The organism is Enterococcus sp. E4-223 (assembly GCF_035727065.1).
GTDB lineage: Bacteria > Bacillota > Bacilli > Lactobacillales > Enterococcaceae > Enterococcus_B > Enterococcus_B faecium.
Genome location: NZ_JAPMLH010000008.1, coordinates 82,444 through 96,697, shown reverse-complemented (window position 1 = coordinate 96,697; position 14,254 = coordinate 82,444). Strand labels below are relative to the sequence as shown.

The 14,254-nt window shown below is 35.4% G+C and carries 10 protein-coding genes and 8 pseudogenes; 9 read left to right on the top strand and 9 right to left on the bottom strand.

Annotated elements, in window-relative coordinates; all coding sequences use genetic code 11:
* Positions 1-57: 57 nt before the first annotated feature.
* A pseudogene (locus tag OS139_RS11415) lies at positions 58-254 on the bottom strand (recombinase family protein); the annotation flags it as partial.
* Positions 255-342: 88 nt separating this feature from the next.
* Between OS139_RS11415 and OS139_RS11410 the strand changes: the two are divergent.
* Positions 343-846: a type 1 glutamine amidotransferase domain-containing protein gene (locus OS139_RS11410; RefSeq protein ID WP_002316746.1), complete on the top strand. Its 504-nt coding sequence runs from the start codon at positions 343-345 to the stop codon at positions 844-846.
* 261 nt (positions 847-1,107) lie between these two features.
* Here OS139_RS11410 and OS139_RS11405 read toward each other — a convergent pair.
* A pseudogene (locus tag OS139_RS11405) lies at positions 1,108-2,045 on the bottom strand (IS30 family transposase).
* A 307-nt stretch (positions 2,046-2,352) separates the two neighbouring features.
* On the opposite strand from OS139_RS11405, the gene OS139_RS11400 reads away from it, so the two are divergent.
* A complete protein-coding gene (locus tag OS139_RS11400; RefSeq protein ID WP_025476815.1) occupies positions 2,353-3,594 on the top strand; it encodes an L-lactate MFS transporter in 1,242 nt (413 codons plus the stop codon).
* Positions 3,595-3,711: 117 nt separating this feature from the next.
* Here the strand turns inward: OS139_RS11400 and OS139_RS13700 are convergent.
* A pseudogene (locus tag OS139_RS13700) lies at positions 3,712-3,930 on the bottom strand (IS3 family transposase).
* Between the two features lie 74 nt (positions 3,931-4,004).
* A pseudogene (locus OS139_RS13695) lies at positions 4,005-4,163 on the bottom strand (hypothetical protein); the annotation flags it as partial.
* A gap of 182 nt (positions 4,164-4,345) precedes the next feature.
* On the opposite strand from OS139_RS13695, the pseudogene OS139_RS11395 reads away from it, so the two are divergent.
* The 4 genes and pseudogenes from OS139_RS11395 to OS139_RS11380 all read left to right on the top strand — a co-directional run.
* Positions 4,346-4,866: pseudogene (locus OS139_RS11395) on the top strand (type I restriction endonuclease); the annotation flags it as partial.
* A gap of 129 nt (positions 4,867-4,995) precedes the next feature.
* On the top strand, positions 4,996-5,841 hold the full coding sequence (locus OS139_RS11390) for an aldo/keto reductase (RefSeq protein ID WP_002314393.1): 846 nt from the start codon (positions 4,996-4,998) through the stop codon (positions 5,839-5,841).
* 210 nt (positions 5,842-6,051) lie between these two features.
* The gene (locus OS139_RS11385; protein WP_002336197.1) at positions 6,052-6,192 is read left to right on the top strand and encodes a hypothetical protein; all 141 of its coding nucleotides are present in this window, start codon (positions 6,052-6,054) and stop codon (positions 6,190-6,192) included.
* Positions 6,174-6,851 (top strand): annotated as a pseudogene (locus OS139_RS11380) (restriction endonuclease subunit S); the annotation flags it as partial. The gene OS139_RS11385 and the pseudogene OS139_RS11380, both read left to right, overlap by 19 nt.
* A 205-nt stretch (positions 6,852-7,056) precedes the next feature.
* On the opposite strand, the gene OS139_RS11375 reads toward OS139_RS11380, so the two are convergent.
* The 5 genes and pseudogenes from OS139_RS11375 to OS139_RS11355 all read right to left on the bottom strand — a co-directional run.
* Positions 7,057-7,737: an IS6-like element IS1216 family transposase gene (locus tag OS139_RS11375; protein WP_325066934.1), complete on the bottom strand. Its 681-nt coding sequence runs from the start codon at positions 7,735-7,737 to the stop codon at positions 7,057-7,059.
* Between the two features lie 475 nt (positions 7,738-8,212).
* Positions 8,213-8,530 (bottom strand): type II toxin-antitoxin system RelE/ParE family toxin, encoded by a 318-nt coding sequence (locus tag OS139_RS11370; protein WP_002290394.1) that lies wholly within the window; start codon positions 8,528-8,530, stop codon positions 8,213-8,215.
* Positions 8,531-8,785 carry an AbrB/MazE/SpoVT family DNA-binding domain-containing protein gene (locus OS139_RS11365; RefSeq protein ID WP_002290397.1) on the bottom strand — a complete coding sequence of 85 codons (255 nt, stop codon included), beginning with the start codon at positions 8,783-8,785 and terminating at the stop codon, positions 8,531-8,533.
* A gap of 259 nt (positions 8,786-9,044) precedes the next feature.
* Positions 9,045-9,269, bottom strand: a pseudogene (locus tag OS139_RS11360) (type II toxin-antitoxin system RelE/ParE family toxin).
* A 552-nt stretch (positions 9,270-9,821) separates the two neighbouring features.
* A pseudogene (locus OS139_RS11355) lies at positions 9,822-9,908 on the bottom strand (single-stranded DNA-binding protein); the annotation flags it as partial.
* Positions 9,909-11,074: 1,166 nt separating this feature from the next.
* Here OS139_RS11355 and OS139_RS11350 point away from each other — a divergent pair.
* The 3 genes from OS139_RS11350 (at position 11,075) to OS139_RS11340 (ending at position 14,247) form a co-directional block, all read left to right on the top strand.
* Positions 11,075-12,115: a replication initiator protein A gene (locus OS139_RS11350; protein WP_002300093.1), complete on the top strand. Its 1,041-nt coding sequence runs from the start codon at positions 11,075-11,077 to the stop codon at positions 12,113-12,115.
* 839 nt (positions 12,116-12,954) lie between these two features.
* Positions 12,955-13,287 carry a type IV conjugative transfer system protein TraE gene (traE, locus tag OS139_RS11345; RefSeq protein WP_262934635.1) on the top strand — a complete coding sequence of 111 codons (333 nt, stop codon included), beginning with the start codon at positions 12,955-12,957 and terminating at the stop codon, positions 13,285-13,287.
* A 618-nt stretch (positions 13,288-13,905) separates the two neighbouring features.
* Positions 13,906-14,247, top strand: coding sequence for a DUF5406 family protein (locus OS139_RS11340; RefSeq protein ID WP_002314399.1), 342 nt, complete (start codon positions 13,906-13,908; stop codon positions 14,245-14,247).
* Positions 14,248-14,254 lie beyond the last annotated feature (7 nt).

Sequence of the window (14,254 nt, the reverse complement as noted above, 5' to 3'; positions counted from 1 at the left end):
AGTTTCATAACTTAAGACTTCATTTATGTTTACGAACCTTCTTTATTTTTGTCCCCTTTTTACATTTTTTTGCTTTAGATAATTTACAGTCTGAATAACCTCATCATAATTTCTTCCCAAACGATCAATTGCTTCTACCATGAACGTATCTTCTTCTCGAACAAAATTTAATGCTTCTTGAAAAACTAGACGTTGCTCAATTGTGGCGCCCGATTTTTTTCAACAAAACTCTTTTCGGAACCAAATTTTTCTAAAGATCATGATAGCACAAAAAAGTGCCTTATTGTGGTATATTATTTATAGGTATATATTATATACTATAAATCAAGGAGGAATTTGATTATGGCAAAATCAGTTGCAGTTTTGGTGACTAATCTAGTCGAAGACGTTGAATATACTGAACCTGTAGAGGCTCTTAAGTCTGCAGGACACAAAGTGACAACGATCAGTTTTGAAAAAGGCACTGTTGAAGGTAAGCATGGTACTCAGATTAACATTGATAAATCCATTGATGAAGTGAGTCCTCAAGACTTTGATGCATTGTTCATCCCAGGAGGATTTTCACCAGATCAATTACGTGCAGACCAACGGTTTGTCGAATTTACTAAGTTCTTTTTAGCAACTAATAAGTTAACAGCAAGTATTTGCCACGGGCCACAATTAATGATTCAAACCGGGTTAGTGCAAGGTCGTACAATGACAGCATATTTAACTGTACAAACTGATTTGTATTATGCCGGTGCACGCATTGAAGACAAAGCTGTTGTGATCGATGGTAATCTAATTACCAGTCGCGAACCAAAGGATATCCCAGCATTTAATGATGCCTTCCTATCAGCTTTATAATGTTGATATTGATAAGCATTCAAACCTATAGCTTGATGAGTTTACCTCTTTTAAAATAAATTTTTAAACTGTTACCGTTAAAGTAACTTATTCCTCGTGTTAGTAACACGGGGGATTTTTATATAGACGTTTTTAAACCCTCATTGCGCAATTAAACTGAACTTATATTTCTAAAATATACTAATTAATAAAAGCCTAGTTACTGACCAATTTTTGGTTAGTGACTAGCCTTTTATTTTATTCATAAGGTAGATTGCAAATTTAATCCGAATTTTTGGACAAATTTGTCAGCATAACCTGATACGGCGTTTGCCTGTCGAGTATTTTAAGCGGTCGCTGGTTAATTTGGAGTAACATCGTCGTTAAATCTTGAGCACTAATGTGCTCAAAATAAGTCCCCTTAGGATAAAAATAGTGTAAATTCCGATTAAAGCGTTCATTACTGCCGCGCTCAGCTGGCGTATAAGCATGGCAGTAATAGGTCTTAATACCGTATTGTGCTTCAAGTGATACTAGACCGCTAAACTCAGTGCCACGGTCCACCGTAAAACTATGCACCGGGCCATTAAAAGTTGCTAGAAACTTATTTAGGGCTTCATTAACAGTTACTGCTGTCCGGTTTTTTAATCGGTAGGCCCAAAGGAAACGTAATTTGCGATCGATTAAGGTTAATAAAACTGCCTTACTATGCCCACGGGGGCCAACAATTGTATCTAATTCAAAATCACCGATGCGATTACGTCGATTAACCACGATGGGTCGCTGTTCAATTGACCGTCTGACCGTCCTAATGATTGATTATATTTAGAACGGTGGTCAAGGTTACGCCGTTGGCGCACGCCATGTTCAGGCAAATCATTTAAAGAAAACTCAATTTTCCCTTGATTTAACCAATTATAAATTGATTTAGTCGCTAGTTTAAATTCGTGAGCAATCATTCCTGGTGACCAGCTTAGACGTAAATGGTTGAGAATTTTTTGCTTTAACTCATCGCTCAGCTTAGTTTTCCGACCACATCGTGATCGCTTGTATTCGGCATCTGTTTGTGCTAATTCAGCCTGATATGGTTGACATCGAGATAATTCATAAGAAATTGTTGACGGTGATCGGTTCAGCCGAACGCCCATTTGGATATTGGACAGCCCTAGTTCACAAAAGGTTTCGATTTTAATTCGTTCGGAATAGGTTATACTAGACAAAAGATCAGCTCCTAAAAGATGGGTTTAAAGTGCTCCATAACTGTTAGATTTCTTGTCTAACAATTATGGAGCACTTTAGGTTCCCTGTGCTTTTTTATTTGTTCAAAAACAGCAACCGTAATTTGTTTTTTCCCAGTACTATAGCTAACTTAAATGTACTTTTCATTAGCCAACGTTAAAATTCGTCTTATACTAAAATTTAATTGTTTAAACGTGATAATAAATGTGATATTATTATTATATGCCAACAATGGTTGTGAACAACGTTTAAATTGTTCGTATACTACCAAAAATGGAGGAATTGGTGTTGAAAACAAATCGCTATGTTGTTGCGTTTGCAGGTGTCATGTTTCATTTAATGATTGGTTCCGTTTATGCTTGGAGTGTTTTTACTAATCCAATTGCAAAACAAAATGGTTGGGCAGAATCCTCAGTCGCTCTTGCATTTAGTATCGCTATTTTCTTCTTGGGAATGTCAGCCGCCTTTATGGGCAAAGTCGTTGAAAAAATAGGCCCTAGACTAACGGGAACTATTGCTAGCTTTCTTTACGGAACTGGAACCATTATGACTGGTTGGGCTATCCATCAAAATTCAATTTGGCTATTATATCTCTCATATGGTGTCATAGGCGGCTTAGGACTGGGAGCAGGATACGTTACCCCTGTATCAACAATTATTAAATGGTTTCCAGACAAACGCGGTTTAGCAACGGGGTTAGCTATTATGGGATTTGGTTTTGCAGCAATGCTGACTGGTCCTGTTGCTCAACAGCTAATGGCTAGTGTTGGTCTTGAACAAACATTCTATCTCTTAGGAACATTTTATTTTGTTATTATGCTGCTCGCTGCACAGTTTATTGTTCGTCCAAATCTGGCACTATCAAGCACTACTGAAAATAGCATTTCTCAAAAAAAGGGAACACGTCTAACCCGAGGACCGGAGCTAACAGCTAACCAAGCCCTCAAAACTAAATCCTTCACTTTTCTTTGGATAATGTTCTTTATCAATATTACATGCGGGATCGGCCTTGTCTCAGCTGCATCCCCCATGGCTCAAAGTATGACCGGCATGTCTGTCCAAACAGCCGCAATTATGGTTGGAATCATAGGCCTTTTCAATGGCTTTGGACGTTTGATATGGGCAACTTTGTCTGATTATATCGGGCGCCCTGCTACTTTTAGTGCCATTTTTATTCTCGATATTGTAATGCTTTCAGCCATGCTCATCTTCAAATTACCGCTCCTATTTGTCATTGCATTATGCTTGTTGATGTCTTGTTATGGAGCAGGCTTTTCTGTCATCCCAGCCTACTTAGGTGATGTCTTTGGTACTAAAGAATTAGGAGCTATTCATGGATATGTACTGACAGCATGGGCTGCTGCCGGAGTTGTTGGACCATTACTATTATCATTAACACATCAACTGTTCCACAATTATACTTTGACATTAGCTGCCTTTATTTTGATTGATCTATTGGCACTGCTAATCTCATTCTGGATACAACGAGATTTCATTAAAGCCAGCAAATTAATAAAAAGCAAATCATAAAAAACTACTTTAAAGCGCATTAAATTATTAAAAACTAAGACAAAATTGCATAAAAAAGAGTCTAAAACAGCATGAGCCGTAAAGTGCAACACAAAAGTTAGACAAAATTGAATATTTTTAAACTGCTAAGGCATGTTCCCTGTATTCGCAGGGAGTCATGCCTTTTGTTTTCTGTGATATTCGTCGATTGTTAAATCAATCGACGTAATTCTTTGTGATTTCCTTGAATTCTCCAATATCTTTACACTGTGGAAATCCATTAAGACATTCTGTTTTAAGAAGATGAAAGAAGCTTTCAATTGGCGCATTATCAAGACAGTTTCCCTTACGAGACATGCTTTGTATAAATTTTTTTCAGAGAGTTTATCGGTATAGTAATTCAATTGATAATGCCAACCTTGATCTGAATGAATTATTGGTTTTATTCCTTCCGGAATATTTTCTGTGAGTTCATCGAGTGTATCCATAATTAGTTTACTGTTAGGACTATTACTTACTTGAAATGCTAAAACTTCCTTGCTTGCTTCGTCAGTAATAGCTGAAACGTAAGCCCACTTAGTATCGGCCAAGCATACTTGTGTAACATCGGTATGTAATACTTTGAAAGGTACGGTTTCATTAAAATGCTGATGTAGAACGTTACGGCCACTTTTACAATCTACCCTATTAACAAATTATGAAACCTATTTGCCAATCGTTTCGCGTATAATAAACTAGTGAGTAATTTAAAGGTGGGAGAAGGAATGTTTTTATGTTGGAACTGTCATTTGAAAAAGAAGTTGTTAAAACCTTAACGACCGGAAGTAATCAATGGGTGGAACGAAAAGACCTGTATGGTGCGACGCCGAATCAATTATGGGCTAATTTTCGTGATAAATTAAATAACAATAACTATGCTAAATTGCAGGGACACCCTTTAACTGATACCGAATTTAATCAGGTTAAACGGGCGATTGAGGTCCCGACACCTTACGAAGCAGCTAAGTTACTAGCCGCCGAAAATGGCATTGGCAAAGTGGAAGGTGAACGTGATGATGCTAAGCTGGGCACGGTGACGCTCAAGTTATTTTGGAAAGCGGACGTTGCTGGCGGTAAATCTAGTTATGAAGTGGTACGGCATGCAGTGCGACCACGGTTAGCTGGTACTCAAGATGTCAATCCTGATCGCCGTTTTGACGTAACCCTATTGATTAATGGGTTACCCTTAATTCAATTTGATTAAAAGCCACGGTCGAACTTAACCAGGCTTTTAATCAAATTGAAAAATACGCGTAGGAACTATTTGCGCAACTAAGCCAAGACTCCTATAATGAAAACAAGTACGATATTTTCATACACGTTTTTTGGCAAAGTGATTTTATGCTGAAAAACGGACTTCTACTAATAGGAGGTTTCATTTTTATGAGAGAATTACATCTTGGCGACAAAACGGTGCCGGCAATCGGGCTTGGTACTTGGCACATGGGCAATTCAACTGCAACCCGCGCAAAGGAAATCAAAGCCATTCAAGCTGGTATTGACGCCGGCGCAACCGTGATCGATACCGCGGAAATGTACGGTAACGGCCGTAGTGAAAGTCTGGTTGGTGAGGCCATTGCCAATATTGACCGGGAAAAATTGTTCCTGATTGATAAGGTACTGCCTTCAAACGCTTCCGCCGACAGAATGTCCCACAGCTTGGATACCAGCTTAAAGTTACTGGGAACCGATTACGTGGATTTATATCTATATCATTGGCGTGGTGCTGTGCCGTTAAGTGAAACCGTCGAAACGCTTCAGTCCTTGCAGCAGCAAGGTAAGATCAAACATTGGGGTGTTTCCAACTTTGACCTCCCCGATATGAAAGAACTGCTTGCCCTCCCAGGCGGTGATCAGGTTGCCGCAAACGAAGATCTCTATAACCTCGGTAGTCGAGGGATCGAATACAGTCTATTACCATGGCAGCGAAAACAGGGGATTCCGCTAATCGCCTACACCCCGGTAGCTGCCGGTGACGAACGCGGTCAGCTAATTAATAATCCGGCCGTTAAAGAAGTCGCCGAGGCCCACCAGGCAACCCCTTGGCAAATTTTATTGGCTTGGGCAATTCGCGATGGCAGTACCTTGGCTATCCCACAATCCGGCGACCCTAAGCATGCAGTTGACAACGTAAAGGCCGCTTCTTTAACCTTAAATGAGGATGATTTGGCAAAAATCGACAAGGCCTTTCCAAAGCCGACGAGTAAGCAACCGTTGGATATTCGATAATATTAATAGTGTCACTATGAGGGGCTGAGACGAAAGTAATTTTGTTCAGTCCTGTTTGTTTTTTATTACGATTATTATCGACTGGAAACATGCACCGAAGGCAACTATCTGGCCCACGCTTTGTAAAAATTAATTATCTCCTACTATCAAATTTCCAATATAAGTCCGATAATAGAAAGTAGCGTATATACGCAGGAAAGGATGATAAACATGGCTGATAAAATTGATGATTCGCGCTATTTCTGGAAAGCCCGTTCAGAAGACGGTCACTTTAAAATCGGTTTAAATGATGATGCCCGCGTGGAATTTGGCGAGATTTCTTCAGTAACGTTCTTCATCAGCGTAAGTTAGCTAAGCTTAAGGAACTTAAACATGGCTATTTGCAGAAACTGTTCCCTAAAAATGGTAGCAAGTTCCCACAATTAAGATTTGCAGGGTTTGCTGACGCTTGGGAACAGCGTAAGTTGGGAGAAGTCGCAGATATTATCGGTGGTGGAACTCCAAGCACTAATGTTTCTGAATACTGGAACGGTGATATTGATTGGTACTCACCCGTTGAAATCGGTAACCAGATTTATATCGATGAAAGTCAAAAAAAGATCACTGGACTTGGTTTACAAAAAAGTTCAGCTCATATATTACCAGTGGGAACAGTGCTCTTTACATCACGTGCAGGTATTGGAAACACTGCTATTCTTGCAAAAGAAGGGTGTACTAATCAAGGCTTTCAATCAATTGTTCCATACAAAGACTTGCTTAATAGCTATTTTATATTTTCTCGAACTTCTGAATTAAAACGTTACGGTGAAATAAATGGTGCTGGATCGACATTTATAGAAGTATCAGGTAAACAAATGGCTAAGATGCCTATCTCAGTACCAAGTATTGAAGAACAACAAAAAATCGGTACCTTCTTCAAACAACTTGATGACACTATTACCCTTCATCAGCGTAAGCTTGAAAAACTCCAAGAACTAAAAAAAGGGTATCTACAAAAGATGTTTTGCTGATTCTTAATTTGATCAAATTTAGGATCCTATGAAACCCCATGACTTAATTTTTATTGTGCTTGGTCAACACTTAATTCACCTGTATAATGGATTACGCAGGAAGTTTTAAGGGCGGTGGCTGTCTTTTCCCTTGCGAGGTGAGGCCCATGGGGGTTCTGTTGCAAAGTTTTAAATAAAGAATAAAATCCCTTACGGTATCTATGATTTAAGCTGGGATTCCCAATAATACCTTGATTTCAGTACAGACCGAAAACCCGAAGAGAGTGCCTTCTTTTCGGGTTTTCTTATATAATCCTCGAATGGCTTCCAAGCCTTTAATCGTGGTAGAGGCAGTGCGTAAACTTCGATAGAATTTATTGCGTCTCTTTACTGGACGATGGTCTTGTTCAATCAAATTATTCAGGTATTTAATGGTACGATGTTCTGCCCCTTGATAAAAGCCGTATTCTTTTAGTTTCTTAAAGGCACTTGTAATAGAGGGGGCTTTATCTGTGACTACAACCTTCGGTTCATCAAACTGCTTCACTAACCGCTTAAGAAAAGCATAGGCTGCTTGTGTGTCCCGTTTTTTACGTAACCAAATATCCAAGGTTAAACCATCTGCATCGATGGCTCGATACAAATAATGCCATTTTCCTTTAATTTTGATGTACGTTTCATCCATTTTCCATGAATAAAAGGATTTTTTATTTTTCTTTTTCCCAATTTGATAGAGTAGTTTGCCATATTCTTGCACCCAACGATAAATCGTCGTATGAGAAACGTTAATGCCACGATCATATAAGATTTCTTGAACTTCACGATAGCTAAGGTTATAACGAAGATAGTAGCCCACGGCTACAATAATCACATCCTGCTGAAATTGCTTTCCTTTAAAATGATTCATCGTCATTCTTCCTGCTATCTTTTTCTATTATTCTACCTTATTTGATAGTAGATTTAAAACTTTGCAACAGAACCCCCATAGATATATTGGACTTCCTCTTTTAAAACACAAAAATAAATACTACCTTATTTAGGTAGTATTTATTAAAAGTTACGTCAATTTTGATTAAAAATATACTACTTGAACCTCTCATGAGTAAAGTCACGAAATTTTTGGGAATAGAGCGTACTTGATATCTTATTTTTTCACTAATAGCAGTGTCTCTTATTCACCAAGCGATCCCCGTAGTTCCTACGGTTCTTAATTTTTCTCTAGACTAATGATTGTATCTTTAGACCTTCGGCCATAACATGGAGCAAAATAAAAAGGTACTAAGTCTTATATATCAATCTTCGAGTAACCGACGGTTAACAACCATATCGAGCGGCATTAATCACCCACCTGTAGAGGATGAGCGACTTTTGCCTAATTATTGTTAAAAGCCTAGTTTCATTTGTTTAGATTGGAAAATACGTCCTACAAGTATCTCTTTTTTTTCATGGTCGATCCGATAAAATAAGGCATAGCTTTTGCCGATCACGATCCGATATGTTGGGATATCCATTCCATAGATTTCGGAAACTTCCTCATGCATAGTTGGAAAATTTTTGGTTAGTTCTAAAGCCTTCTGGATCGCACCTACAAATCTTTTTATGCTGGCTGGAGAAAGAGCAAGCTCATTTTCCCATTCTTCTATTATCGTTTCAAGGCTGGTCTGGAAACTTTTAGAATAAACTAGCGTGTACTCTTTCATCTATTCACTCCAGCCATATTTTCCGAAAGCTTTTACCATTTCAATTTCTGAAACTGTTAAACCTTTCTCAAAGTCTTGGAAACTTTCTTCAATCAATTTGCGATCGTGTTCTTTTGCTATTTGAGTAGTATCTAATATGAATAAGTTGCCTTCTTGTTTGGCTTGGATAGTGTCTCCGCTTTTTAATCCAAGAGAGCTTGGAAGGATCACTCCCACGCTATTGCCGATCTTTCTAACCTTTAGTTCTTTTCCCATGTTATCACACTCCTTTTAGTTTTTGATAAATAAATTATAACATGTTATAACAACAATTGCCAACGGTGTTTCTTAAGGGATTCCACTCCATATTATTATTGGACAAAATAAGCCACTTAGAACGCTGAAAACATGTACAAACGATATCAAAATACGAGTGAACTACTCACCATACACTTCCGTTAACATCCATTTAAGTAGGTATTTTTATTATATATAGATTTAACATATGTCGGTCGGTTGATTGATATAGCTAAAGTTATAACTCAACCGAAGCCGATTCATCTACACGAATAAAGTTGCGAGTGTTCTCGGCTAATTCATAAAAATTGTTATGTGTTCCATATAGCAATACTGGAATAACTTTATTTTCTTGAATCTCATAAGCAACTCTATACACGGTGACCGCATACTTAAATCCATTAGACCAATTACCTGATAAACCTCCAGTTTTTTGCTCTTACTTAAATGGATCAATAGCAATTTCATCACAAACCTATAGAGGATGAGTGACTTCTGCCTAATACGTTAAAAAATATTGAAAGTAACTCTATGTAGCAAAAAATATCTAGAATTTCATTTCCTCAAAACTGATCGATATTGTATCTAAAAATATATACTACCTAAAATAGGTAGTATATATTAAAATATGTGCTTTTGTTAGAAAAATCAATACATCAATTATCATATCTGTATATGTCATTTAGGTATTTCAGTTATGTTATAATAGTTTTGCTGTCTGCTACCCCGGCCTAATCTGGCAAGGGGAGGAGGAGATATAATGAAATACCTTTTTGATTTTGTTTTTGCAATCAAGCCACTTGCAGATGTAGTGTGCAGTTACCTCTGCAAATGGCTTGATTGCAAAATTGCCAAAAAAGACAGTAAGCCTACCAGTTAATTCTATAATATAGAAACGTAAAAAAAACCCCATCAGCCTGCACGCTGATGGGGTTTGGTGATATAATGAAACACCTCTTTGTTACTCACAATTATACCATAATTAGTCACGAATGCAACCAATAGAAAAAACTACTTAGAACGGTAGATCATCGCTAATAACAATGCATTGTCCACCAAATGGATTTTGTGAAGCATTAAATACATTGTTATTAATTGTCGCTGCTTTTAACTAGGCCTCTCCCCTTCTATTATAAAAGAAGATATATATTATTTCTTAATTACCTACTACCTTAAACCAAAATTTAAGTACTACCTAATTTAAGTAGTACTTAAATAATCTAAAAAATAGTTATCTCAATTGTTATGCTTTTATAATACGATTATTTGTAACAAAATGAATATTATATAATTAAACACTACCATATTTAGGTAGTGTTTAATTATTAGCAAAACAAAAAATATTTATTCTATTCTCTTAACTTCAACTAAGTTATGCTGCACACCTTTATATAAATCATGTGCAACTCATTAGCTAGACAAACTACAAGCATGTAGTTTTATCTGTTAATTATGTACTACCTAAATAAAGTAGTTTATAATTAACAAGTATATATATTTAAAAAATTTAAGATTAATTTTTTTATGACTTGTACAAATTTATCTGATATTCTCTTATTAAGAACTACCTAATTTGGGTAGTTCTTATTTTTTACATTTTAAGTAGTATTTAATTGCAATTTGGTAGTATTTTTTTATTATCTTATTCCTAGAACGGTAGTACTTAATATAAATATAGGTAGTATCTAATTTAAGTATTAATGGTAGTATCTAATTTAACAGGTAGTATGTAACTACTTTAAAGTAATTTTTTTCAGATTAATACAGTAGTATCTTATTAAATAAGTTAATTTTAATGGTAGTACATAATTATTATATATATCTGACATTGGTAGTACTTATTGTATTTTTTAGTAGTATATAATCTATTGTTTTCTAGCCTAAAGCCTTGTCTTATAAGAATAATATAATATATACTACTGAAATAAGGTAGTATATATTACTAGTAATGGTAGTATGTTTTATATGCATAAGGTAGTTCTTAATTTATTTTTTGTTTTGACACTGGTAGTACTTAATTATCTTTAATTTTAAAACTAAATTTTATTCATACGTTCTTCTGGTAGTATTTAATTATAAATAATATTTATTTAAAGTAGTTCTTAATGACTTTAAAGGTAGTACATAATTCATTTTATTTCTGATTTTAGGTAGTATTTAATTAAAAAACAGTTTTAATGCGTTTGCATTTTTTATTTATCTTTGCTATTTTCGAAAAGAGTAGGTAATTTTACATAAATAAAACAACGTGAAAGTAGAGGATCTACAATGACTGATTTTAATTTTTTTAAGGCGGATAGAGTTTACAACGAATTATTTTATCAATTTCCAAAAGTCTTTATTGTTTCTGACGAATACAAAAAAATGAAAGATTCAACTAAGATTGCCTATATGCTTTTAAAAGCAAGATTAGAGATCGCAATCAGCAAACGGCAAATCGATGAAGAAGGTAATGTTTATTTTACTTATACGACAAATGAACTATGTAGCGTATTAAACTGCCAAAAACAAAAAGCGATAGCAATCAAAAAAGAGTTGGAATCCTTTGGTTTATTATTACAAAAGCAGATGGGATTTAACAAACAGTTAGGGAAAAATAATCCTAATAGACTATATCTAGCAGAATTAAAAGTCTCAGAAAATGATATCTACTTACTCGAAAAATTTGATAGAGAGAATAGGGAAAACGTTGATAAATCAGAGGGTATGAAAATCATACCCACTCTCGACGAAAAATCAGATGCTGAATCCCTTGGGGCTCAAGAGGGTATGAAAATCATACCGTGCCAAAACGTTGATAAATCAGAGGGTATGAAAATCATACCAGAACTTAATAATAATATATTAGACACTAATAGACACAATATAGACACTGAAAAAGACCGCCTACAAGATCAATTGTTGTTAGACAATTTTGAGACAATTATGACAAACGACAGCATTGCTACGTTTATCCCTGAACGAGTATTAAATTTAATAAAAACATTTTCTTCAAGTTACAGTGAAGCTCAAAAAACTGTCCAGACTATTCATAATGCAAAGAAAAAAGCCGAAACAGAAAGTGGTATTTCAATAATTTTTGAAGAACTCGATAGTTATTATGTCAATGCAGAACAAGAATTATACACGACACTGTTAAAAGCCTATCAAAAATTAAAAACCGAAAAAGTTGAAAATATCCAGAACCTGATTTTTGTCTATGTAAAAAATTGGTTTATCGAAAAACCAATAGCTGCTAAAGTATCAAGTGAAAAACGTTTGAATTCTGAAAGCTTCCCAAAAACTATTACGAAAGACTGGTTAGAGTGAAATTTTACTGACAAATTGATTGTTGCTTCATGGAGTAACATTAAAATTAAAAATTTTTTATTATTCTAATTATATTACAAATGTTACAAAGAAATAGCTATTTTAATAGAATTTATGAGTTAAAATATTATGATAAAAATCACAAACGTAGCTTTTTACGTCATAAGTGTTAATAGTTAATAATTAATTTCCAACACAAAAAAGAGAACAAATGTTTGCATGTTGCTGTTTTTTAGTTATAATAATACGCGAAGAGAGGTAATTTCATTTTTTAAAAAAGCTAAAAACCTTGATATTACTTCTTTTCAGGCAATACGAATATTATTCGCTTACATTTTTTTGTATAAATTTAGTTGTTTTAAATTTAATTGTCTGCTATGCTTGTGATGAATTGATTTTCGTTCTGCACTTCTGGACGATAAATTTGGACAATTGAAAATACAAAAAAAAGAAAGGCCCTGTGAGACTCGGAAGGCTGGTAACCTTCGTCGACGTCCACAGGTGGCATTAAGCTCACACCTTAATGCGTTTACCCTTCAGTGTTACGGTATTACCCGCAACGGATTTAGTATAACAGATATTCAAAAGTGATACCACTTTTTTTGGCTGTGTTAAGGTTAAAAATACGTGATATTACGATGAATCTATGCCTAAGCATAATGTTATAAAAATGTCCGTGTGGCTCTTTGCCGTATGACGAACGCTGAAATTAGAGGGAACGCATGTTTGGATGCGTTCCCTCTTTTTTGTTTGTCATGAACGAAAATCAATTCTCTATTTTTGAAAAATAACAAGAAAAACTTATTAAAAATATTTAAAGTAAGTGGGTGGATTATTTTATGTCATATACAGGAATTTTGAGTCTCGAAGATATTTGTCACTACGGTAAACGGTGTACCGCTACAGAGAAAATCACGAAGAAACTATCAACTGGCCAAAGTAAAACCGTTGTGCAGTGTAAGAAATATATAATCCAGAAAGACAAAGTCTCAGAGGAAATGATTTATTACGCTGGTAAACAAAAGCAAATAATTTTAAAAGATCCTACCCCTTTAAAAGAACTATATCCAACAATCAAACATGTTTATGACCAAAACGGTGTACTGATTGGTCGAAGAAAAAATGGAGTCTTGCGTTGTACCGCAAAAGGGATGGGGCGTTTAACCAGCTGAATTGATCATTCTCATAACTTGTATTTTATCGTTTTTCGCTTGCTTGAAAATATTGTCGAGACTTCTAAAAGAACTTAGAATTACTAGAAAAATAAGGAGTAGACTTGATCTATCAACAATTCCTTTCGGGGGGTGACGGGGTAGGTTTTTACGATTGGTAACGTAAAAAATTGGTCAATCGAGTAAATGCCCTTGTTTGGATAGTGGTGAAATGAATTTGTGTAAATAATATGCACAGAGTAAACAAGAGGGAATTTAGAATTTAGATAAGTTAGAATAGCGCCTAGATTAATCATGAGCAGCTACTAAGGGATCTAGGCTTTGACGCAAACTCATGGAATAAGGAGTAGGTCTTCTCGTAATGGGGAGGACGCACAAGAAATTGTGTCGTGTGCTGCAGTACATGTAGATACTTGCGAGGACGTTGGTCATTGGATCAATCGAGCATTTACCGATTTCTACTAGGGTTTCTCGTTTCGGACGCCATAAACGAGTCGATATTTTTTATGTATTTTTAAGTAAACGAAAAACGATAAAATATGAACGAGTCCTGAATAAAGTGAAAAAATTGATATAAAACATAGAGAAAATGAAATTTACGTAATGGAGGAATGACAAATGAAAAATTATGATCCGAATATACGATTGGGCACACATACTATTAAGGTTTCTTTCCAACGTTGGGATTACAAAGGATTTGTGACGTTTAGAAGAGGCGGAAATTGTAAAGGATTAGATGTTTTAGCATTAGACGAGGATGATTTATACGATCAAACATTGACTGATAATCCAATTGGATTCGGCTTGCTACCTGAAGATGATGAAGGTAATGAATGGTTTAAAATGACGCTTATGAATGATAATGGAGACGAATTATCTGTTGAAGATACTTGGTCATATTTGAGTGATTATATTGTCAGCGTTGAAATCATTGAATTTGTAGCGGATAAAGAAGAATAAAAACTGG